The 388-nt window shown below is 38.1% G+C and carries 1 protein-coding gene; it reads right to left on the bottom strand.

The window, feature by feature from the left end; genetic code table 11:
- A partial coding sequence (locus AB4482_RS22810) for a DUF1611 domain-containing protein (RefSeq protein ID WP_372181788.1) occupies positions 1 to 388 on the bottom strand: 388 nt, incomplete at both ends.

The raw sequence follows: 388 nt of genomic DNA, 5'->3' as shown, positions 1-388 counted from the left end.
GAGGATCATCGGTTAGGAATTCATGTAAGCCATTTACGATGTTCATTCCTAGTGACATGGCATTTAAAATGATGCTTTTATCTAAGTCAGATAAAAAGCCACTTGATGGCGCAATGCCAAAAATGAAGTAATCAGGAATGCTTTCTGCGTGAATGATAGCTTCTTCAGCATTAGCAAGGATAGGTATTCCATTGGCTTTGTTATCAAGAACTTCACCAGCATCTAAGCCAGCAGACTCACTATCAATAACTGATAGAATACGATAGCTTAACGAATGTCTCACTAATCCATTAGCGGTTTTACCATCAATTTTACCAAAATTACCTTCGCAATATATAATCGCAGAAGGGATGACTGGTTTTACTTTCTGAGCAAGTGGTAACCAAGG

The sequence above is a fragment of the Vibrio sp. 10N.222.55.C7 genome (assembly GCF_041473335.1).
Lineage (GTDB): Bacteria > Pseudomonadota > Gammaproteobacteria > Enterobacterales > Vibrionaceae > Vibrio > Vibrio crassostreae_C.
This window is presented reverse-complemented; position numbering and strand designations above follow the sequence as displayed.